The organism is Bacillota bacterium, from assembly GCA_013314855.1.
In the GTDB taxonomy this organism is placed as follows: Bacteria; Bacillota; Clostridia; order Acetivibrionales; family DUMC01; genus Ch48.
In genome coordinates this window covers 1-21,553 of record JABUEW010000035.1, presented here as the reverse complement: position 1 = coordinate 21,553, position 21,553 = coordinate 1, and the positions used below count along the sequence as shown (strand labels likewise).

Annotated in this window: 15 protein-coding genes and 2 pseudogenes; 3 read left to right on the top strand and 14 right to left on the bottom strand. The window is 44.4% G+C overall.

Annotated features, from left to right (window positions below; genetic code table 11):
* The first annotated feature begins 242 nt into the window (after window positions 1-242).
* On the top strand, window positions 243-2,084 hold the full coding sequence (gene asnB / locus HPY74_08085) for an asparagine synthase (glutamine-hydrolyzing) (protein ID NSW90619.1): 1,842 nt from the start codon (window positions 243-245) through the stop codon (window positions 2,082-2,084).
* A gap of 35 nt (window positions 2,085-2,119) precedes the next feature.
* On the opposite strand, the gene HPY74_08080 is transcribed toward asnB, so the two are convergent.
* The 9 genes and pseudogenes from HPY74_08080 to HPY74_08040 form a co-directional block, all read right to left on the bottom strand.
* Entirely contained in the window at window positions 2,120-5,470 is a 3,351-nt protein-coding gene (locus HPY74_08080) for a UvrD-helicase domain-containing protein (protein ID NSW90618.1), read from the bottom strand.
* A gap of 76 nt (window positions 5,471-5,546) precedes the next feature.
* Window positions 5,547-6,026 (bottom strand): annotated as a pseudogene (locus HPY74_08075) (Fic family protein).
* A 246-nt stretch (window positions 6,027-6,272) separates the two neighbouring features.
* Window positions 6,273-7,691, bottom strand: a complete 1,419-nt coding sequence (locus HPY74_08070) for a diguanylate cyclase (GenBank protein NSW90617.1) — start codon at window positions 7,689-7,691, stop codon at window positions 6,273-6,275.
* Window positions 7,692-7,702: 11 nt separating this feature from the next.
* Window positions 7,703-9,106: a circadian clock protein KaiC gene (locus HPY74_08065; GenBank protein NSW90616.1), complete on the bottom strand. Its 1,404-nt coding sequence runs from the start codon at window positions 9,104-9,106 to the stop codon at window positions 7,703-7,705.
* Window positions 9,107-9,109: 3 nt separating this feature from the next.
* On the bottom strand, window positions 9,110-9,478 hold the full coding sequence (locus HPY74_08060; protein ID NSW90615.1) for a hypothetical protein: 369 nt from the start codon (window positions 9,476-9,478) through the stop codon (window positions 9,110-9,112).
* A gap of 52 nt (window positions 9,479-9,530) precedes the next feature.
* The gene (locus HPY74_08055) at window positions 9,531-9,683 is read right to left on the bottom strand and encodes an EAL domain-containing protein (protein ID NSW90614.1); all 153 of its coding nucleotides are present in this window, start codon (window positions 9,681-9,683) and stop codon (window positions 9,531-9,533) included.
* 11 nt (window positions 9,684-9,694) lie between these two features.
* A complete protein-coding gene (locus tag HPY74_08050) occupies window positions 9,695-11,992 on the bottom strand; it encodes a GAF domain-containing protein (protein ID NSW90613.1) in 2,298 nt (765 codons plus the stop codon).
* A 25-nt stretch (window positions 11,993-12,017) separates the two neighbouring features.
* Window positions 12,018-12,173: a hypothetical protein gene (locus HPY74_08045; GenBank protein ID NSW90612.1), complete on the bottom strand. Its 156-nt coding sequence runs from the start codon at window positions 12,171-12,173 to the stop codon at window positions 12,018-12,020.
* A gap of 764 nt (window positions 12,174-12,937) precedes the next feature.
* The gene (locus tag HPY74_08040; protein ID NSW90611.1) at window positions 12,938-14,509 is read right to left on the bottom strand and encodes a PLP-dependent aminotransferase family protein; all 1,572 of its coding nucleotides are present in this window, start codon (window positions 14,507-14,509) and stop codon (window positions 12,938-12,940) included.
* A 193-nt stretch (window positions 14,510-14,702) separates the two neighbouring features.
* Here HPY74_08040 and pdxS point away from each other — a divergent pair, with 193 nt between their 5' ends.
* Complete coding sequence (pdxS, locus tag HPY74_08035) at window positions 14,703-15,608, top strand: pyridoxal 5'-phosphate synthase lyase subunit PdxS (protein NSW90610.1); 906 nt, start codon at window positions 14,703-14,705, stop codon at window positions 15,606-15,608.
* Between the two features lies 1 nt (window position 15,609).
* Window positions 15,610-16,200, top strand: a complete 591-nt coding sequence (pdxT, locus tag HPY74_08030; protein NSW90609.1) for a pyridoxal 5'-phosphate synthase glutaminase subunit PdxT — start codon at window positions 15,610-15,612, stop codon at window positions 16,198-16,200.
* A gap of 261 nt (window positions 16,201-16,461) precedes the next feature.
* Here the strand turns inward: pdxT and HPY74_08025 are convergent, their stop codons facing one another.
* From HPY74_08025 to HPY74_08005, 5 genes and pseudogenes are all read right to left on the bottom strand, one after another.
* Window positions 16,462-18,714, bottom strand: coding sequence for a diguanylate cyclase (locus HPY74_08025; protein ID NSW90608.1), 2,253 nt, complete (start codon window positions 18,712-18,714; stop codon window positions 16,462-16,464).
* Between the two features lie 2 nt (window positions 18,715-18,716).
* Window positions 18,717-19,850: an FIST C-terminal domain-containing protein gene (locus HPY74_08020; GenBank protein ID NSW90607.1), complete on the bottom strand. Its 1,134-nt coding sequence runs from the start codon at window positions 19,848-19,850 to the stop codon at window positions 18,717-18,719.
* 105 nt (window positions 19,851-19,955) lie between these two features.
* Window positions 19,956-20,837, bottom strand: a pseudogene (locus tag HPY74_08015) (IS1595 family transposase).
* A gap of 88 nt (window positions 20,838-20,925) precedes the next feature.
* Window positions 20,926-21,207 (bottom strand): EAL domain-containing protein, encoded by a 282-nt coding sequence (locus tag HPY74_08010; GenBank protein ID NSW90606.1) that lies wholly within the window; start codon window positions 21,205-21,207, stop codon window positions 20,926-20,928.
* 38 nt (window positions 21,208-21,245) lie between these two features.
* A complete protein-coding gene (locus HPY74_08005; protein ID NSW90605.1) occupies window positions 21,246-21,449 on the bottom strand; it encodes a type I restriction-modification system subunit M N-terminal domain-containing protein in 204 nt (67 codons plus the stop codon).
* Window positions 21,450-21,553 lie beyond the last annotated feature (104 nt).

Genomic DNA, 21,553 nt, shown 5'->3' with positions numbered 1-21,553 from the left:
AAGTCATACTCATTAAACAAACATTTTAGATTAAATTGACTGTTACACATATATTTTTTCTAAAAATTTTGCAAAATTTTATTAGTTTTATCGTAACCAATTTTTTGTGTCATCATATATTAGTAATGTAACGTTAATGATATTGATTATCAATTAGGCAAAGGCGCCATACATGTGAGTATGGTGCCTTTTTGATAGTACTTTTTGATAGTATAAGAATTTATTTAAGGGAGTTGAGGCATATGTGTGGGATAGCAGGTTGGATAGACCTGAAAAAAGATTTGAGTACTCAGCAGAAAATAATTGAAGAGATGGCTGATACGCTAAATTATCGCGGGCCTGACGCTTCCGGGCTATGGATATCGCCTCATGCCCTCATAGCCCACAGGCGCCTCATAGTTATCGACCCTTCCGGTGGATCTCAACCTATGATACGTCAGAAGGGTGGCTATAATTACGTTATAACTTACAACGGAGAGCTTTATAACACGGCGGATTTGCGCAATGTACTCGAGTCCAGGGGACATGTGTTCTTCAGCAATTCGGACACAGAAGTATTGCTTATGTCATATATTGAATGGGGACCTGAATGTGTTCAATACTTAAATGGAATTTACGCTTTTGGAGTATGGAGTGAAAAAGACCAAAGCCTTTTTCTAGCACGCGACAGGTTTGGAGTTAAGCCTTTATTCTATGCAGAGCATGGAAGTTCATTAATATTTGGTTCTGAGTTAAAGGCCATACTTGCACACCCCTTAATTAAGCCCGAGGTTGATACCGAAGGACTGGCAGAGGTTTTTTCGCTGGGTCCTGCACGCACACCAGGGCATGGAGTATTTAAAGGTATTTCGGAAGTTAAGCCTGCCTGCTACATTCTGTACGATTCAAATGGAGTACATATGCGCAAATACTGGTCTCTCGAAAGCTACCCTCATGAAGACAGTTTGGAAGATACTATCGAGAAGTTGAGCGTACTTGTCAAGGATGCCGTTGTAAGACAGCTTGTTGCAGATGTGCCTGTATGCACATTTTTGTCCGGTGGTCTTGATTCAAGCGCCATTACTGCAATTGCAGCAAACCACTTTAGGATGACAGGCCAGGGACAGCTTCACACTTACTCTATAGACTATGTAGATAATGAGTTGTATTTCAAGCCCAGCTCATTCCAGCCAAATTCGGATGGACCATGGGTTAAACGCATGTCTGAGGAATTCAATACATGCCATCATTATATAAGATTCGATACTCCCCAGCTGGTGGAATCCCTCATTTCCGCAGTTAACGCTCGCGATTTGCCCGGCATGGCCGATGTAGATTCCTCATTATGGTTGTTCTGCCGTGAAATAAAGAAAGACGTAACCGTCGCACTTTCAGGTGAATGTGCTGATGAGATATTCGGAGGATATCCATGGTTCCACCATGAAGAACTGCTCAACGCTCATACATTTCCCTGGGCCCGTTCCATTCAGGAGCGTACAAGAGTGCTATCGCGGGAATTAATTGAGCGAATTAAACCTGAAGAGTATATTAACAGAAGGTATCTTGAAACCCTTGAAGAAGTTCCGCGTCTTCCTGGTGAAAATGCGCTGGAAGCCCGCAGGCGCGAATTGTTCTACCTTAATATAACCTGGTTCATGAGCACGCTTCTTGAGCGTAAGGATCGCATGAGTATGGCTTCAGGGCTTGAAGTGAGAGTTCCATACTGTGACCACCGCCTGGTACAGTATGTTTGGAACATTCCATGGGAAATGAAAATGCTTGAAGGAAGAGAAAAAGGACTGTTGCGTCAGGCACTGAAAGGCGTCCTGCCGGATGATGTGTTGTACCGCAAAAAGAGCCCTTATCCAAAAACCCATAACCCATCATATGAGGCTGAAGTAAAGAAATGGATGCTGGAAATTTTATACGACAGCAATTCACCAATTAAGCCGTTGATAGATGTAAAAGCAGTTCGCTCACTTGCTGAAAGCGAGTCAGATTACGGCAAACCGTGGTTTGGTCAGCTTATGGCAACACCACAGATGTTCGCTTACCTGATACAGGTTGATGTATGGTTGAGGAAATACAGGATAAGGATTATGTGAAGTCACTGCCGAAGCACATTATCCCAATCTGTCAATTAGTCAAAAAGGCTTGCTTGCTTGTATTGAGGCACTTGCTTTTGCGTAAAAGCATTCTCTCTTATAAGTTGCTCTTCAGATATGTCTGCAATAAAAGGAGATGGGGTACGGGATGTCAGAAGTATAAGCTCATCCCGTGCCCTTGTCATCCCGACATAGAAAAGCCGTCTCTCCTCGTCAATATCAAAGCCTGGGTTGCTGTTCTTTAAAGGAATTATGCCATCGTTTACGCCGCAAATAAACACTATGGGAAATTCAAGGCCTTTTGCCGCATGCATGGTCATTAACTGAACCGCATCCGGAGAATAAACCTTGCTACCGCTGCGTACAACATCACTTTCGCGACCCAACACAAGGTTTTGAATAAAGGAAGACATTTTGTTATACATAACAGACGTATTTAAAAGCAGTTCCATGCACCTTATACCTGACAGACTGTTGTCGTTAATCCAGGAATCTATAATCTTCCACGGCTTTTCTTTATTAATGATAGGTTGATATTTCCTCAACATTTCTATGAAATTCCGGGATTTGCCTAATTTTTGCAGCGGCAGCTGAATCCCTTCCATGATCCTTGCGAGGGATGATACGCTTTTCTCACCTGCAACGTAACTTTCTAGGACTTTTTGGTTCAGGTCTGCCGAATATATGCTTTCTGCTTTAAGACATACCAATAGTGAAGCGATATCCCCGGGGTTGAGCAAAAACCTGAAAAACGCAATCGCCTCACGGACCAACTTATCTGAAAGGAACTCGTCCCGCCCGACGACTACATACTGGATACCTTCTTTTAAAAAGCACTGCTCCAGAATTTCCGCCTGACGATTGGTGCGGTATAATATGGCAATATCAGAAAAGCCTCTTGGGTGTTTTGCCGCAGGCCTTTTTCTGTTGGGTGCTGACAGTATCTGTGTATCAAGCATATCGATACCGCCAACCATACGGTTTATTTCCTTTGCAACAAACAGCGCCTCCGAAAATTCATCGTTGGTTTTTATAAAACGTACTTTGGTGCCGCTTTCTCTTTTTGCGTCGAGGGAACATGTACGCCCCCCTGCAGATTTCTTTGAGATTACCGATTTGGCGGAAGCGATTATCTCGGGTGTTGAACGGTAATTCTGAGTCAACCGGACGTGGTGGATACCGGGGAAATCCTCTATAAACCTTTCAAAATAGCGGAAATCCGAACCCCTGAAACCATAAATCGACTGGTCAGGGTCACCTATAATAAAAATGCTCTCGCTTTTCCTGCCCCATTCTTTTATCAAGCGGTATTGAATCTCGTTTATATCCTGGAACTCATCCACCAGCAGGTACGAGAAAGAGTTTTCCAGGCTTCTGTCTGATATATCCCCTATGTTTCTACACTCAAACTGGTGAAGTACTTCGAGGAGGATATCGTCATAGTCCATTACACCGTAACGCTTAAGCTGCGAGCAGTATAAATCGTATACAATGGCTGGGATATCGGATTTTTTCTTATCTCCCACCGGGGATGCACCGTTTTTAATCAGCGATATCCCTCTCATGACATCTCGAGGAGAAATCTCCAATTTCATATCCTTTAATATTTCCTCGATTATTGAAACGGCATTATATTCATCAATAATAGTTATGTTATTCTTGCCCCTCCATTTGGACAAAATCTGAAGGCATATAGAGTGGAATGTCCCTATTGTCATTGCACCTGCTGTCCGCTTGTCCCCGAAATGCTTCTCCAGACGGATGCGCATCTCATTTGCAGCCTTATTTGTAAAAGTAACGGCAGTTATCTGCGAGGGATGTATACCGCATTTTTCAACAAGGTAAGCAATACGGCATACCAGTGTTTTTGTTTTTCCGGTTCCAGGACCTGCAATTACCGCAATTGCCGGGCTGGGGGACGAAACAGCTTCCCACTGCTCTTCGTTCAATCCATAGAGAATGTTTGAGGAAACAGCTTTCATAGGGTACTCACTATCGTTTGACGGACAGGCATCAACTAAAACCGGCGCCGATTCCGCTTCATTAGCCGAAACCTTTATGTCCTGAATAGTTTTAGGTATCGATGGTTTTTTAATACAAGTACTTTTATCATCAATAAAGCATAGCTGGCCTGAAAGCATGTCTATTTCACTTTTGTCTATTATTTTAATTCTACCGTATTCTCCATCAAACCCAGGTTGTATTTCGACCTTGCCGCATCTCAGCCTGCGGATGCCTTCAGCTATACATGGGCCTGCCACCAATTCAATATCTTTCAGCGGTGCCTCACGGAGTATAAATAACTCCGGTCCGAGGCTCCGTATCAGGTCATCGTACTTTTCCTTCACCTTCGTACCGGTAACAGCAGAACCTATCGAGGAAGCTATTACCTCATAAAGAGGAACAAGGCTTTCAAAATGCTTTGCCACCGGTGGCACGAACCCCTCTTCCCTGTCTGCAAGGACTTCAACCCGGTGAAGCACTCCGACTGTAATCCTGCCGCCGCATACAGGGCATATGCCTCCCGCAGCTTTTGTATCCGAAGGCTTCCAGCACACCTTGCATGCCCTGTGCCCGTCATAGTGGTATTTGCCTTCCTCCGGAAAAAACTCTATTGTACCATGGAACTCCTTTGTACTGCGGTTTTTTAACGCCTTCAACATGCACTGATAAGAAAGTCCTGTATCGAAAATGTTTGCCTCTCTTCCCAGGTTTGCCGGGGAATGTGCATCCGAGTTGGAAACCAGCGTAAAGTCATCCAGTGCAGAAAGGCGCCAATTCATTGGAGGGTCTGAGGAAAGGCCTGTTTCGAGTGCATATACATAGCCTGTGAGGTCCTCGAAGCACTCCATGATGTCGTCAAAACCGGAATATGCACCGTACAGGGAGAAATGCGGCGTCCATATGTGAGCAGGTATAAATATAGCCTCCGAGCACATATCAAGTACTATCTCAAGCAAATCCCTGCTGTCAAGGCCCAATATCGGCCTGCCGTCAGACCGCAAATTGCCTATGGCCTCAAGCCTGCGTGATATTAATTCAGCATGTTCCAGGCTGGGTAGAAGTATCAGGTTGTGAACCTTTCTTATCCTTCCGTTCTTTTTGTATATTGAGCTGATTTCACCAGAAACAACAAATCGAGGCTTGAAATCTGCTCCTGCAACTTTATCCTCTTTGCGGAAATCATTCTTAAGAACATAAAGTCCTTCTCCTGAGGGAACAAGCTTCTCCTTTAATTCCTCACGCCAGGCAGGATGGGTGAAATCACCCGTACCAATAACGCCAATCCCTTTACGCCGTGCCCAAAATTCAAGCACTTCAGGTACACAATCCCTGCTTGTAGCTCTTGAGTATTTTGAATGTATATGAAAATCAGCTATAAACATAATAATACACCTGTTTTTTATACTTTAAAAAAGCCATCATTTCGAAATGACTTTTACTCCCATATTGTTCTATTGGTTACATATTCCGGATAAAATCCGGCAAGCCTTTGCGTTCCAATTTCATGCCGTCTGCAAGAGCCAGCGCCTTTTCCCATGTTTTTTCCGTTTCATATTTGAAAAACTCATACAGGGGATTTAATTCCCCGGCTTCGTCATACTTTTGCAGGCAGTCGTAATACATCCGCTTATCCTCATAATAGACGATGAGGGGTGGATGGTTATGTATCATGAGATAGTAATTCATGAGCGTCCTGCCGACACGTCCGTTACCGTCTGCGAAGGGATGGATAAACTCAAACCTCGCGTGAAGGTAGGTGGCGGCTTTCAAAACATCTTTGCCCTCATACGCATTTACTTCGGCAATCAGTTCCCTCAGGTCGTTTTCCACATTTTCCGCAGCGGAGCCGACCTCATGGACGCCGGTTACATAATCGTGCTTTTTAAACTCGCCCGGCCGTTCCTCATTTGTAATACACCTGCGCTCGTCGTATGTCCCGCTTAAGTTTCCTGAGCATTGCCGCATTTTCCTCTTGACCTCGGTCAATAGCAAGGTCAAGGCTTGCACGAAGGACGCTTAAGAAGCGAGCTTCATCTTCGCTGAACTCTGCGCCTTTAGTTTTGTCGTCCAATGCCAACTTCTCTCTCATAATATTCGCAATCTCCTCAATTACGCCGCTTCAATCCGGGAAGTCTTAAAAACACTTGACCCGGGGCCGTTTTAAGACAATTTAAGTTAATATTTTTATGATGGATCCAAGCAAAAGCAGTTTTTTCCTTGTCTTTTCGCTTGATATAAGGACTGATCTGCCCTTTTGAGCAAGGTATCAACAGAATCACTGTTTTTTGCTAAAGCTATGCCCAAACTTGCAGTAACTTTATGATGTTGAAATGGATAAATCTCTATGGTTTTTCGTATTCTTTCTGCGACTGCAACAGCACCTTCTTCTTTTGTCCCAGGAAGAATAATTACAAACTCCTCGCCTCCGTAACGGCCCGCAATATCCACAGTCCTGATGGAGTTTTTTATTATCTCTGCCGTCTTCTGCAGCACCACATCGCCAGCTACATGACCAAAGGTATCATTGTAACACTTAAAGTTATCGATATCCAGGAAAATAACTGCCAAAGGGATACCATACCTGATTTTCCTCTCAAGTTCATTAACCAGTATGTTGCGCAGAGCACGCTTATTAAAGAAGCCGGTCAAAAAGTCGGTTTCGGCTTCTCTTTCCAGTCGGCTTATAAGTTTTGCGTTAGTCAAAGCTATCGCAGCAAAGTTCGCATATATCTGCAGGTTTCTGGTGGAGCTGTCATCTATCGACTCAGGAGAAAACACTATACCTAACAGGCCAACAGCACCCAAAGAAGACCATAGGGGATAAAACATGATTTTATTCACGGAATCAACCTTCAAATCAGCAAGACCCGGTAAAGTCATTAATTCATCAATATTCAGAAATGATGGCTCAACTTTTGAAAAAAACTTCTCCATCAACGGCTGAACCATAGGCCATTCCTTCCCTATCAAAAGGTGGTCGTGATCACCTTTAGCCTGCGCCACCCTGATTTTATCACCCTCTCGAAGGCCAACAAAACCCAGTTCGGCCTTGTATATTATGATCAGGGAATTCGTTATGAGGTCCATAACCTTTTCCAGTTCAATGGTTGAGGTCAACAGGCGGCTAATTTCATAAATGCTGTTCAGTTCAAGACTTCGTAGTCCTAAAAGGTTTTTTTCAAGGATGGCCTTAAGAACCTCATTGATAGTCTGATAAATGCTGTATACTTTGGTGATAAAAGTATTTTCTTCCTCGCTGCCCACCTGGGTTCTTATCCTGGTAGGAGTAATGATAAGGAAACCTATCTTTTGTGTATAGGTGCCCAGGCGGTAGGCATAAAGTCTAATCCCGTAAGGACAGGTAAATGTGCCTTTATCTTCTAACGAGCCCAGGATGTCTTTATAAAAACGGATGCACTTTTCGTTGCAGATCTTCCCTCCTTTATTTACCTTCTTGCATAGTTCGACTTCTCGACTGAATTGGGAAAAAGAGCCGCCATTTATATCAAAGATGTAAATGTTTGCATCCATCACCCTGGCAAGAGTATCCTGAAAATCCTGCCAGTATTTTAACGAAACACTGAGTAAAAGGTTTGCTGGCATTTAGTTGCACCTCATCTCAACATATTTGCTTTGTCTAACTTTCCGAGAACATTTATTCCGTTCGGGGTAATCTCATATTCTCTAATGTCTCTGTCGTGGTTGATTCCACGGGTTTTAAGGATTCCAAGAACTTTTTTAACGCTTGAATTATCTTCCACGTAGCGCAGAATGATTATATTATCTGTCATTAAGGATATTTGAGCTTTAGTTACTACTACCGGTGAAAAGAGGTCTTCGTTTAGTACGGTAAATATAGTAGTAATATGCCTCCTTTTGAGCTGCTGTCCTATCGCCCACAGATAATCTTTATATTTTTGTATATCAGAAACGCTGCTTTCAAAAGAAGATATGCTGTCGATAACAAACCTCTCCACCTTATTTTTATTGACCATGTCCAGTATTTCAAAAGCGTGCTTGTCTACGTCCAACTCTATTGGAGAAATAAATTTGATATTTAGACGGCCGTCTGCCAGATATCTATCCAGCTCCCATCCCAGACAACGGGCGTTATCTATAAGTTGAGTAACAGGCTCTTCAAAAGAAAGGAATAGTCCCTTTTCTCCTTTTTCAGCCCCATCCAGTAAGAATTTAAGAGCAAACACGGTTTTGCCCGTACCTGTACCGCCGGAAATAAGAGTAATTGTTCCTTCTGTTATCCCACCACTCAGCATTTCGTCCAAGCCCGTGATTCCGAATCCTTTTCTCCTCGACCTGACCTCATACTGGAGTTTTTTACCTTCCGGTTTTATCCTCGGATACACTTCTATTCCCGCAGAGCTAATTTGAAACAAGTGCTCTCCCTGTTCAAAATTGGTTCCCCTCATCTTAAGAATACGCAAATACCTTTTTTGAAACCGTTTTTCTTCCTGCCCGTAAAGGTGAAAAATCCCATCGGCAATGGCAAATTCACTTAAGAGAGTGAGTTCTTTTTCTTCATACTCGCCTATGAGAAACACGGTAACCTCCCATATCGATAAAGCAGCAGCCAGATCAAAAACAAAAGCCTTAAAAGTTTTCTCGTCCGGAAAGATGTCTCTTATGGCCTTAAAACTGTCTATTACAACTATATTCGGTTGATGTCTTTTAATCATTTCGGTCAGGTATCCCAGAACCTTGTCCGTTCCCTGTTTGCGCAGGACATCTCCCAGATCACCATAAATAAACTTGTCCCCCAGGAAATCGTCCGAAAAAAACTCAAACTCCTGCAAATGCCTTACCATCTTGAATTGTGATTCAGATATAGTGGTCAGATATAAACTTTTAAGGCCACTCCTTGCGCTATTAAAAATAATGTTTTGAACAAATATCGTTTTTCCGCTGCCCGGGGAGCCGGAAACGATATTAAGCGAATACACAGGTATGCCGCCATTAAGAATACCATCGAGATTCTTTATGCCTGTTTTTAATTTATCCATCTCTTATTCCTCCTTTGTGTCAACTAGAATATTTCCGAATTCTTCGTTCAGCTTCTTCGTTATTTTTTCCGTTTTTTCATGACCAATGAGCCTTGCTAGAATTTCTACATATCTTGCAACAAACTTCATGAACATATCATCGACCGGTAAGTCAGGGTTTTTCTTCAAACTGGCCGCTATTTCTGCACACGATATCCTACCCTCATCATAGTACAGCAGTTCTATTTCCTTATACTCAGTAGAAAGATCCCACACAACCCTTTCCACCAAAAGTTTCACAGAAAACATCCCGAGGTATTTCTCAGACACAGCCCACATCTCTCGCAGCAAAGCTTCATAACGTTCGATCTTCTTGTCAATACAATCATTCAAAATTATCCCTCCCAAACTCATTATATATTATAGCACAATAGCTTGTGCTGCGCTAATATTTGCTACTAGGGCAGCGTAACGGCCTTCCTAAATAGTAACCCTGCCCGTAGCAGATGTCTGCATTTTTCAATACTTTAGCTATTTCACGGTTTTCAACAAATTCGGCTACTACTTCTATTGAAAGCCTCTGCAAAAGTTTTGCCATGTTTTCTACTATTAAGACTCTTCCTCTTCCTCAAAAAGAAGATTTCGCTCTGCAAGAGAAAGAAACACTTCCACCACCCGGGGATCAAAGTGTTTTCCGCTCTGCTCACGGAAGTATTCAAGCGCTTTTTCCATTGGCCAAGCCTTTCGGTAGGGGCGATCATTCGTTAAAGCATCAATGACATCCACTACCGCAAAAATCCGGGCAGCCAGAGGAATCTCCTCGCCCTTCAAGCCCCGTGGATAACCTGTCCCATCCCACTTTTCATGATGGCAATAAGGGATATCCAAAGCCGGACGTAGATACTCAATGTGCGAAAGCATCTGGTAAGCGTGCATTGGGTGCTTTCGCATGATCTCCCATTCCTCATCAGTAAGCTTTCCGGGCTTAAGGAGGATATCATCGGGGATGCCCATTTTGCCGATATCATGGAGCAGTGCCCCGCGCCGAATATGAACCAGCTCTTCTTCCTTTATCTCCATTTCCCGGGCAATGCGCAGTGTCAATTCTGTCACACGTCGGCTGTGCCCCTCAGTCTCTTTGTCCTTGAGATCGAGAGCATAGGAAAGCGCTTCGATAGTAGCATCGTAGGCTTGAGTAATTTCAGTTTTTGAGCGCTCCAAATTGTGGAAAAGTTCAGCGTTATCAATGGCAATCGCTATCTGTCTAGCTAAGGTTTCCAGAAACTCCAGCCATTCACTGTTGCCTTCATGCGGCAAACGGTGGAAGATTTCCAATACCCCAAGCACACGGCTCTTGGCAATGAGGGGCACCGCATAGTAGGCGGTAAAGTTCTCTACAGCAAAAAGACCAGTTCGGGTGAACTCGCTACTTTCGGATAGATTAGGTACGTACACAGTACGTTTCTCTAATGCAGCACGTCCGGCAAGACCCTCGCCCAAGCGAAGACAAGTTTTCTCGACGCTACGGGTGCAAAAACCGCGCCCAGCAGCGTATCCTAAAGTCTGAGTGTAGGGATTAAGGTAAAGAATAGAGGCAGCATCAACACATAACTGACGGGTAATCTCATCTAAAGCCACATTGAAGGTGACGAGCGGATCTAAGCTTCCGGTGATGGCCATATCAATACTGCGAAGAGCCTGGATGTGCCGTAGACGGCGCTGGGTCTCTTCAAAAAGGCGAGCGTTCTCTAAAGCCGACGCAGCTTGGTGAGCAAAAGCCTGAAACATCTCGAGACGCTTTGGACTGAAAAAGCCAGGCTGGTCACTGTACAGGCTGATCGCGCCAAAAATGTGTCCTCGGCTTACCAACGGTAAAGCAGCAGAAGTGCAAAACCCTGCTTTTAGTAAAGCAGTCTCACGCCAAGGCGCAAAGCGGAGGTCGGTGGTAATGTCCTCGGTAATCTGGGGTGTACCACTGCGGATAGCTCTTCCTGTGGGCCCCTGGCCTTGTGGGGTATCGTCCCAGCGCACGGCAATATCGCGGGGGTAAGGGTGCTCCTTGGGATACTGAAATAAAACTTTCACCTGACCATCGGGTTCTGCGTGACCCAGCCAGGATAAGGAAGCACCAAAGTCCTCCACGCAGGTGCGAGTAATTTCATAAGCTAACGCCTTTAAATCCAAACTTTCAGAAAGCCTCCGTGCTCCGGTATATAGGGTGCTCAAGGTTTGCAATTGTTCCCGTATTTGAATCTCGTTCTCTTTGCGCTTAGTGATGTTGTGAGCTATACCCAAAATCATTTTGTTTTCCAGTTTCGAGACACTTGCTTCTACAATCACCACAGTGCCATCCTTCCGTCGAAGTTTCCGCTCAACAGAGATAGGTTTCCCCTCAAGCACCTGACTAATCTTTAGCGACTCGGCAGCCAGGTCCTCAGGCGGAATGAGGTCTCGAAGATTCTTGGTGAGCATCTCCTCACAGTCGTATCCCAGCAACGCACATGCAGCTGGGTTGCAGTCCTGAATGCATCCCTCTGTGTCCACAAGGAGAATGGCATCTTTGGCCCGCTCAAACAGACTGCGATAGCGATTCTCACTCTCCTGAAGCTGCAATTGCTGGCTTCGAATGATATCAATAGCTTTGCCCAGTCCAATACCTATAATAAAATATGCCAATGAACCAAGGATTAAACTCCAAGTGGTCGAATACTGAGGAGAGTAGAAAGAAAAGAGCATAGCACCGGTAGACCAAAGGGCCGACACTGTACCACCTATTAATCCCCATCGCATGGCGCAGGCGACGACCAAGAAAAGGGCAAGTATTGCAGCAGCGACTGCAGGTAAGATATATGCCCATACGATTAAAGTCAATGCATAAAAACTCAAAATGAGTGTTACTTTGTCCACTTTGTGCAGAAGACCTCGTATATTTCTAAACAAAACTCTCATCAAATTCACCTCTCCAGTCCACAGCCAGGTAGTGCTCTAAGCGCTCTACCAAATTCCGCTTTTGGGATTTTGCTTTAAGGTGTGTTTTTTTAGACTTTTGCGGCGGTTTCTTTAATAGAATCGGTCTGTTCTTCAACAAAAACGGACGCTCCTGGGTGCCAGCAATATTTTCTTCTGAGAGCGCTTACAGGTTTCCCTTACATTAATTACATTATTACAAATTTATATTTTTACATAATTCTTCGTTTGTGTCAATCATCGTCAAAGTTCATCATTTTTCTTATTTAACCTGCACTATATGACCTCCCTCACCTCAACCCCCTCCTTAAACCCGAGCTCACCAAGCCACCTTCCCTGCAGCCTGATACAGGGAATATTCCTTGTTGTGCAGCTCGGTGCTTCATAAACCTTAAGTTTTCTTTTCTCCATCACGCATGCCCTCCTTTATCAGGCATGTATGATAACTCCAAACCCATCTTATAGCAAGAAAAATTTGTCATTTCCTAAAGGGTTTCCTGTTCTCTGCGTCTATAAGTGCAAACTCCTCCTGTGTAATTAAACCCTCTTTAAGCAGCTTCTTTAAAAGGTGCCGGATTTTAAAAACCCGACACCTTTTGGTTCGCATATTTATACCCAAAATATAAAATATCCGGGAGGGGTATAATACCGAAATTTACAAAAAGCGATGCTTTAAAAAAGGTTTAGGAACTTGATGTGAAGTTCATAAGGCTGCAGTTCACCGATATCCTGGGCATAATCAAAAATGTCACCATAACGGTGGACCAGCTGGAGGACGCTATGGGACATTTACCGGAGACAGGTCCACCAGTGAGAGCTGGACCAGTACCTGGGAGTGTTTTAACCGATACGGCCTTTGTCCTTTTGAGCATCAGACTTTGAACCTCATAGCAGCGGACGGTAACCGGTGCCGCGGATGGGGCTTAAGCTGTATTCCTTCAAAAAGTCTGAGATTACCTCCGACAGCAGTTTTATTCCGCCTTCGATGTCTTCCGTTGATATTTCGGCAATGCTAAGCCTGAAACTCGGCGAGGGGCGCCGGTCGGCGTAGAATAAATCCCCCGGCATTATGAGAATGCTTCGCCTTAAAGCCTCACTGTACAGGTTCATAGAATAATATCCCCTGGGAAGATTCAGCCAGAAGAAGAGGCCGCCGGCGGGACCGGTGTATTCTATACAGTCAGGCATATAATTTTCCAGTACCTGATTCATGATTTGCCATTTTTTATAAAACACTTTTCTTATCCGATTTACGTAGCCGGTCCAGAGAGACTTGCGGAAAAACAGGTCCAGCGCCCGCTGCATAAGGCCGGAAGAAGATATGTCCGAGGAATATTTGGCGTCGGCAATCTTCCCGGCGAGACCCTCCGGCGATGCTATAAACGCCAGGCGAAGCCCAGGCATAAACAGCTTCGAGAAGCTCTTTATATAAAGCACCCGGCTGCTGCAGTCCAGAGCCTTAAGCGGTTGGGGCTTTTCCCCAAAGTAAAAGTCGTTTATGTGGTCGTCTTCCACAATCAAAAAATCGTATTCGGTTGAGAGGGAGAGAAGCTCTTTCTTTTTTTGCCCGGAACAGGACCGGCCGGTGGGATTGTGGAAATTCGGCATGGTATAGAAAAGCTTTGGAGGCCGGTTTTTGAGCTTTGACACAAACTCGTCCAGGTCGATCCCGTCTCGCTCCATGGATATTTCAACTATTCTGGCACCCCGGGACTTAAAGGCGTCGATGGCCCCTGTGTAAGTGGGGGCTTCCACGAAAACCGTATCCTGAAAATTTAAAAAGGCTTTGGCGATAATGTCAATGCCCTGCTGGGCGCCGGAAACCACCTGGATACCATCGACGGGCATTTCCATGCCGTATTCTTTAAATATGAAGTCTCTGATGGATTGCCGGAGAGGAGTGTAGCCCATGCTCTCCTGGTAGTCGAAGGCGTAGCCGCCGTCCCGGTCCAGAACTTCATTTAAGACCACTTTGAAATCCTCCACCGGGAAGAACTCCGGAGAAATGGCGGCTCCTCCAAAGTCGAACCGCACCCGCGAACCGGGGTGACGTCTTTCGCTAGTGGAAAAACCGTCGGGCCCCTCGGGGCTGTCCGTGGAAAAAGATGCGTTTTTGGGATTTACCTCTGAACCCCGGTCAATGTCAGCAGTGTCGGCACCGCGGCCTTGATGCTGCGATTTGTGAGCCGGGCCGCCCGTGGAGATGATGGCAGGGCTCACATAAGTGCCGCTGCCCACCTTTGATACCGCATAGCCCTCTTTTTCAAGGAGCCTGTAAGCATTGACCACCGTTACGGAATTCACTTTTAAAAACGCCGCCAGCCTGCGGATGGGAGGCAATTTTTCTTTGGGCAGCAGTTCCCCCTGGTCAATTAATCTGACTATACCTTCATACAGCTGGATATATAAGGGCTTACCCAGGCTTCTGTCCAATTGTATCGATACATATTTATCCATAAAAAATCCTCCAGGACAATTTGCAATATTGTATTGACAAACAATCGCTGTTAATGACATAATATATACATACAATTTGGGCATCACGGGCAAATTGTTATGATACAATTATTATATCACAATTTCCGCTTCAATAAAAGTATGATTTTGGAATAACCCTGTTGCCCTAAAAATTTCAAAGGAGGAATACATTATGGCTGAAAACAACCTTTATGACACCAACGCTTATCCCGAGCGGTACAGCCTGAACAAAAACCTGGCGGAGATGCTAAAGGGTGGGGTCATCATGGATGTCACCACCCCCGAACAGGCCAAAATTGCGGAAGAAGCCGGTGCAGTAGCTGTAATGGCTCTGGAAAGGGTCCCGGCGGACATCAGGAAACAGGGCGGCGTTGCCAGGATGTCCGATCCAAAGATAATTAAGGCCATAAAGTCGGCTGTCTCAATTCCCGTCATGGCCAAGTGCAGGATCGGTCACTTCGTGGAGGCGCAAATACTTGAGGCACTGGGTGTGGATTACATAGACGAGAGCGAGGTGCTGACCCCGGCCGACGAGTCCTTCCACATCGACAAGAAAAAGTTCAAAGTACCCTTCGTGTGCGGTGCCAGGAACCTAGGCGAGGCCCTGAGGCGCATAGGTGAGGGTGCTTCCATGATAAGGACCAAGGGGGAAGCCGGGACCGGCAACGTGGTTGAAGCCGTAAGGCACATCCGCACCGTTATGGCGGAGATCCGTCGGCTTCAGAATATGCCGAGAGAAGAGTTGATGGCCGCCGCCAAGGAAATGGGGGCTCCCTATAACCTGGTGCTTTATGTGGCAGAAAACGGCAAGCTTCCAGTGGTGAATTTCGCCGCCGGGGGTGTGGCTACACCCGCCGACGCGGCGCTGTTAATGCAGCTAGGATGCGACGGGGTATTTGTGGGTTCGGGCATCTTTAAATCGGAAAACCCTGTAAAGCGCGCCCGGGCCATTGTAAAGGCTGTAACCTATTACAACGACCCTGAGATCCTGGCGGAAGTTTCCGAAGACCTGGGCGAAGCCATGCAGAGCTTTGAGATAGACAAACTGGAAGAGCGCTACGCTGAGCGCGGGTGGTAGCATGAAAATAGGAGTCCTGGCCCTTCAGGGGGCCGTGCGGGAACACATGAATATGATTGTTAAGGTCGGGAATAAGCCGGTGGCCGTAAAGAGCTGGGCCGACCTTGAGGGCGTGGACGCCCTCATCCTCCCGGGTGGTGAGAGCACCGCCATAGGAAAACTTATGGCAGATTTCGGCCTGAAGGATGAAATAGTCCGCCGGGCGAAAGAAGGCATGCCGGTATGGGGTACCTGTGCCGGCATGATTCTGCTTGCAAAACATATCGTGAACCAGGCCAACACCCATCTTGACCTGATGGACATATGGGTAAGGCGAAACGCCTACGGCAGCCAGCTGGACAGTTTTATAACCCATCGGGCGGTCCCGGAGGTTTCGGAAAATCCCGTACCCCTGGTCTTTATAAGGGCCCCCTATGTGGAGAAAGTGGGCCCTGAAGTTAAAGTGCTCCTTGAAATCGACGGAAAGGTGGTGGCGGCCAGGCAGGGCAATCTCCTGGCCACCGCCTTCCACCCTGAACTGACGGAGGATTTGAGTTTTCATCGTTATTTTATGAGCATGGCAACCGAAAATTTTAATGCGGTGCCCGGATAACCCCGGTGAGATGGGGCAAACGAAATTCCCGGAGTGTTAATCTCCGAAGCTTATCCTGATGCTCCTTGCCGTCTCAATCAACTGATGATCCGGCGGCACGTTCCTGCCTCCCGGCGGTATGTCCTCGAAGACCACCGATGTGATGACACCGTTTCGGAAGGCCACCATTTTCCCGCTTTCGCCGGCAAGGGCCAGCCTTACAGCAGCCTGGCCGTACCTGGTGGCCAGGATCCGGTCGAATCTAAAAATCTAAGGTTTTATCTAATTCTGACCTTCATGAAAATTTTTATCACTGTAGCAATAGCTTTCAATAAAAGCACTTACTACCTTAGGGTCAAACTGCGTCCCCGCATTCCTTTTTATTTCAGCTATTGCTTCCTCCCTACTCATTGCCTTCCGATATGTCCTGTCATTTGTCATGGCATCAAAGGCATCAGCAACCGCCAAAATTCGTGATAACAATGGAATTTCTTTCCCCCTCAACCCCCGGGGATAACCTTTGCCGTCCCATCGCTCATGATGGGAGAGGATGTATTCGGCAATAGGGGCCAGTTCCGGCGCTGCCTGAGCAATCCTATACCCTATCTCAGGGTGTTTTCTTATTTGTACCCATTCTTCCTTGGTTAAAGGCCCCAGCTTCATCAATATGCTTTCCTTAATCGCCACCTTACCGATGTCGTGGAGTATCACCAAAAGTTCGAGCTCGTTCAGTTGTTGGGGGGTTAGGCCCATACTCTCACCGATATTTCTGCACATTTCTTTCAAACGTTCTGTGTGTTCTTCCGTTTCCATGCTCTTCTCAAAAAGAGTAGCCTTCAAGGAGGATATAACGGCATTTCTATAGCTTTTGCTCTGCAAAAGCTTATTTCGGTACATCCAGTCCTCGGCTTCTTTCAATACCTGCCAGATATTTTCCTCGGCTCTACTTTTTGCGGCATAGCCAAGGGCAATGCTCACCTGTACGGGACCGTCCTTCTGTGAATCGCATTTTTCTTTGATCCGCCGGGTAATTTCCTCAGCCGTTTTTATATCGGTCTTAGGCAAAAGGATAACGAATTCATCCCCGCCCCACCGGGCAATAAGGTCTTCCCGGCGGCAGGAATTTTTGATGAGTTCCACAGCCTTTATCAGCAACCTGTCGCCCTCCTGGTGCCCGAATACGTCATTAGCCAACTTCAGGCCATTGAGGTCGCCCATGATTACGGATATAGGCAGTTGACGCGGCGTATCCAGCCTCTTTATTTCTTCTTCCATAAACCTGCGATTGTAAAGGCCGGTAAGCTGATCGCGCAAACTCAAGTATTTCAACTGTTCCTCATAACGTTTGCGCTCTGTGATATCGTTATAAATCACATAAGCACCAAGTAATTCATCATCAATAATAATGGGGAGACCTCTTATTATAACTTCAACAGGTAATCCTTCTTTAGTATAGTGTGTGCCTTCTACTACAATTTCCTTTCCCGATAATAAAGCTTTTGTATAATATCTGTTTGCAGTGTTTTCTTTTCCCATATAAACGACGTAGTCAAGATCTTTTCCTTTTATTTCTTCTAATTTATACCCAAACAGCTTATAAAAACTATAATTGATTTCCTCAATACAATAATTATGGTTAATGCGAACTATGGCATCTGTTGAGTTTTTAAACAAAACTTCCAGCCATTTCTTTTCAATTTGAATTTTTTTATCGGCTTCCACGCGTTCTGAGATATCTCTTGAAACAGCAACTGTACCTGTGCATCTGCCCTCCGCATCATAAATAGGAACCTTAATTGTTTCAAAAGGAACCAGACTACCATCATAACGTTTAATCCACTCTTCATAGCGATGAACGCTACCTGATTCCATAACCTTATGATCAAGTTCCTTGTATTTACTTGCTTCCACTCCATTATGAATATCCCAATCAGTATGCCCGTTTATTTCTTCTGGTAAAAGAGATAGAAACTTTCCCATGGCTTCATTTGCTGCTTTATAAACCCCATTTTGGTCTTTGTAAAAAATCAAATCCGGAATGGTATCTATAATTACTCTCAGTAAATGACGCTCCTTTTTCAATTCGGCCTCTATAGCTTGACGTTTCATAGCCGCATCAAGATTAGCAAAACAGTTTTGTGCCAGCATATTGGTAATAGGTAGAAGCTCTTTTAAAAACATTTCTTGAATAGGAACGTTCCTCCCTAATAAGAGCAGTCCGAAGTTTCTCAGTGGGAACCCATAGTAATTTAAATCCTTTTTTATTACTATGACATTTTTGTCCTCTTCTTGTAACAATTTTCTTTTAAATTCTCCAATAAGCTCATGATAAACAGGATTTTTAAGGATTATCCGTGGCACGACATAGATAGCTTCCAAACGATTATTTTTGTATTGTAAGACACTGACATGAGTGCAGTTCAGTTTTCTCAAAAATGCAGATGCGGCCTTTTTCACCAACTTGTCGAGTTCCTGCTCACCACTGACAGAAAGAGCTAATTCGAGCAGAATTTGATTCCATATTGTATAATCCATTTTTAATCCTCCAACAATCCGATGACTGAAGTCTTATTATAAAATTCAAGATAATCTTTTCCCGTATTAGCAATCTCCCCTATAGTCAATGCCCCCAGAAGCGGATATCCTGCATACACTGCTTCCAGTTCTTCATTAAAATCAGACTGGAGAAAGAGAACCCTGGAAACACAGTCCATAAAAAAGGTAGTTAGTGGTTTTTCTTTTTTTTCATTGAGTGTTTTCCAATAAGATGCTTCGGCCAATTGACGAGCTTTGGCTGCACCAGTAATCAAAGAGTCTTTATCTCCTTTTAATATATAGACAAAAGAATTCAAAGGAACTTCTCCGACACAAATCAATCTGCTACCATCCAACGCAATAGGATCTCGAACCACCATTTCTTCTGCCATTTTTATAATTCCAAAGGGGAATCCTTTTGCCAGCTGGAAGAAATTAGTATTGTCAAAAGATTCCCCAGATATTTTTTCTACCGTTTCCCGATATACTTCAAATGCCGGACGACAGTTCAGTGAAATTATTGTATTGCGGTCTGCTTCCGTTACTTTCAGTGGACCTGCCACAGGCTTCCATCCATGAGCAACCCCTACCCCACTTTTTATATCTGCCAAGGCAAAAACTGCCGCATCTCCTAATAATCCTTCCTCGGTAAAAACACAGGGCTTCCTTTCAAATGTCAGTGAACCGGCACCACCACCAATATAATTCGGGAGAAGCCCCCAACAATTAAACATGCTCTCAATTAGAGCAGAGATATGTTGGCTAAGTCCATCCACAAAGACAAACATCGTTTTATCTTCAAGAGATTGCCATTCAAAAGTTTGTTCTATGATTGCATCTAAATCAGTAGACATGTCACTGACACCTCTAATCACCGCAGTACTTACAGGTTGACTGATACCAGCAACAATGGTCCCCTTCTCGAGTATTTCTTTGTTAAATAAAATCCGAGAAAAAATTCCTCCAAATAATGGTTTTTTACATTGTTTTAAAACCTCATCAACCATTTCAGGGGTAAAACTGTTGGCATCACAAGCAAGAATGAGAATTCCCGATGTATTCTCATCATCATCTGCCTGCTTTAGCAGGTACTGCAACCTTTTTACAGTACCTTCCCTGTCTAAATTTATAAACATACCATCACCTCTTTTGTTTTGCAGGTAATGTCAAACACATCTTATCTTTTCTTATTACATAATCCTTGGTAAGAACCTGGATAAATGCAATATAATACTTTATGATTATTTCGTTAGCTCAGTAAACTTAATTTTTTGCGAGGTGATGCAGTTATTAACTATACGGTTAAATAACTCACTCTCAAAAAACCTACGGTTAAACCTGTAGCAGAATTCATCCAGGTACCGTTGCAAATGCTTTTTGTCAAGGCCATGGAATGTACCTATTATAAAAGCTTTTGCATTTGAAACAATGGTATGTAGCCATTTCAAGTGTTCTGAATCTTCTTTTGGATTGAATGCTTTTACTTCCAACTTATAACCTTGTTTTTGAAGGTCTAGGTATGAACGATATGCATCACTTGAAATGGTTGACCCGCTTTTGATGTTTGAATGGACAAACTCAGCAATAGTCTCTTTTTTTAGATCATTAACTACCTCCATTTTGCATCATTGAGCGACAAGCCTACCATTACCGTGGCTTTACTGGTTCCTCTTCCTCGCTTACTGCCTTCTTCCGGTGCACCGAAGTAAGCATCATCCAGTTCAACTACACCGGCAAGAAGATATTGCGAATCTCGGTCCTTCATGGCCTTGCGGATTCTGTGAAGCATAAACCAAGCTGCTTTGTAGGATATTTCAAGCTCTTTAGAAAGCATCATAGCTGAACATCCCCTTTTATCCTTTCCTATAAAGTAGATGGCCCAGAACCACTTTTCAAGCTTAATGTGGGTCTTTTCCATAACGGTACCTACAGTGACGGATGCTTGATAATGACAAGCGGTACACTCATAGAGGTTTCTTGTTGAAATAACGTAATATGCCTCATTACCACGGGCATCTGAAGCCATTAGACCAACGCATTTAAAAAAGATGCTCCCGGCAAGCATCCTCACTATTAAATTTACTTTTAAACTCCATGAAGCTTAATGCTTCTTGTTTAGCCATAATCAATAACCTCCCGAACAAATATTTGTAGTTAAATTATACCAAACGATTGTTCGGTTGTCAATGGGTTACTGACTAAAAGTCATAGTCATATAAATTTATCCGGCGGTATAAAACCCAGAATTGCATTTTCCCATCTTAAAAGAGCTTCTACAGCTTCCACGCTGTTTTCCCGGATATTAACAATGGGCTGAAAACAGAGGCTGAATTCTTCCTTTTCCAGGGCTTTTGTCAAATGGGTCTCAAGTGAAAAACGTTCCCGAACCTCTTCTCCCATTTCTTCCGTAAAAAACTTTATGTTGTACTCCTCGATATACTCTGGCAAGTCCGGAGATACTTCTTTACGCTCTCTGTCTGCTAAATCATACAACGTTCCCTACTCCTCAGGTGTTATCTTAAGAAAAGGCCTCAATAGCCTCCGTTTGTAGGCAACATCAAATTTAAACGGAGCCTTTCTAAAACTTGATCTTTCGTTGGCTCAAGCACACAGTCAAGCCGCCGGAGAACGGTCATGGGAAGCATTACGTTCTTGAACTGATTCGGCCGGTAAGGACCCCGAAGGAGATCCGCCACTGACAATATAAAAGCAACTTTCTCGCCGAAATTGTTTATGTTTCCGACCTCCATCTGCCTTTTTGCGGCATGGATATGGTCTGGGTTCACTTCATTAAACCGCCAAACTGCACAAAATCTGGGAGAGAAGGGTAATCAGGGTA